Source organism: Comamonas guangdongensis, from assembly GCF_041079535.1.
GTDB classification, from domain to species: domain Bacteria; phylum Pseudomonadota; class Gammaproteobacteria; order Burkholderiales; family Burkholderiaceae_C; genus Comamonas; species Comamonas guangdongensis.
Genome location: NZ_JBFYGN010000064.1, coordinates 1 through 1,468, shown reverse-complemented (window position 1 = coordinate 1,468; position 1,468 = coordinate 1). Strand labels below are relative to the sequence as shown.

Here is a 1,468-nt window from a genome sequence, read left to right as displayed (position 1 = left end):
AGCCCCGACGTGATCCGACCATCGCCGTTGACATCCCGCACCAGGATGCCGTCATCAGCGCCAAGCCATCCGGTGCCCGTTTTGATGCCATCGCCATCATGGTCAAACAGGATCTGTCCATCAACGCGCCGAAGCTCTAGGCCATCGCCATCAAGATCAAGCATCAAAGGATCTATGGGCGCGCGCCAGCCCTTTGCATCCAGGTAGTTTCTATTTGTGAGTAAGTTAATAAAATTATTTACTCCATAAGCGAAGGCAGCCCCAAAAACCAAGCCCTTGGATACATTAAGTATTTTTTGCCGGGTATAAGCACTGTCAACACCTAAATGTTCTAGCACCTTTCCCATGAAACCCTGTTTTCTAAAACTTTGAAAAACAAGGTCCAGGCCTGCTAATGGAAGTTTGGTGCTCCAGCCAAATGCAGTTCCTGCCACCCAAGCAGCAGAGACGGCAATTGTCTGAGCCACAGCTTGAGCAGCTTCAATATTGTCACCACGTTCTAAAGCATCTATTGCTCTTTCTACATGTCCTCGTAGCAAATCCTTTGCAGCGTCCTTAACAAGATCTCCAGGACCCAATGGAATTGACATCAATTCATCAATAATTTTTTTCACATCCTCTTTTGATATATCTTCCATATTTTCCCCTTTTTTAATAAGTTTACAATATTTAATATGAATTTTGATATATGGAAATAGAGCTAAATCATGAATAGTATCAGCATGAAAAAGAATTTTCTAATAGAGATATTTATATGCCTAAAAAAATTTCACATTATAGTGAAAAATCAATTTTTTAAAATCTTATCCTGAAAAATAAGTATTTACAAGAAAAATAAAATTTTAACAATGTGAGTATTTGCATTCAAATTGACCCCCCCTTGAAAAAGTACCATCAACTCGTACAAAAAAATAGCTTTCCGCGTAAAATTGGGGAAAGCAACACTGCCCATGAAGGCCGTAGAGAGCTCGTGCCAAGTGCTCCAGATGAAATGCGACAACTACAGTTGAAACTATCGCATTTTGCGTATAACTGCGTTGCCAAAAATTCCCCTTCACTGTTAGCATGAACGAATGTGGAGATCCTTTCAAACCATACTCGCCGCAGTTTTTGTGTCCTTCAACGATTGGAGTTATGGACGCCTCTATGCCAGCGTGATTGGCGGGTTCTGTACAGCTGCACTTATCTATTTTTTCGCATTTCCAAGAGAGTTACCGTTGTGGCCCGCAGTGCTGATCATTCTTCTATCCGGAGCAGTGGGCCTTTTTTGGGAACATCGTGCTTCACGCAGTTCCTCAATGGAGTAACTGCCATTGATTTCCACCATTCTTTGTTGGACTGCTGCCCCCTGGGCAGGTAGACAGCCGGTAATCCCCCCGCAATTCCAGCGTGCTGAGAAGTAGAGACCCTCACAGGAGAATCTCTACCATGAAGAAATCACGTTTCACCGACAGCCAGATCATCGACG

1 protein-coding gene is annotated in these 1,468 nt (G+C 43.3%); it reads right to left on the bottom strand.

Going from position 1 to position 1,468, the window contains the following annotated elements:
- On the bottom strand, nucleotides 1–638 hold a 638-nt coding region (locus tag AB6724_RS21760; RefSeq protein ID WP_369340619.1), incomplete at its 3' end, for an SPM autocatalytic domain-containing protein.
- Between the last annotated feature and the right edge of the window lie 830 nt (nucleotides 639–1,468).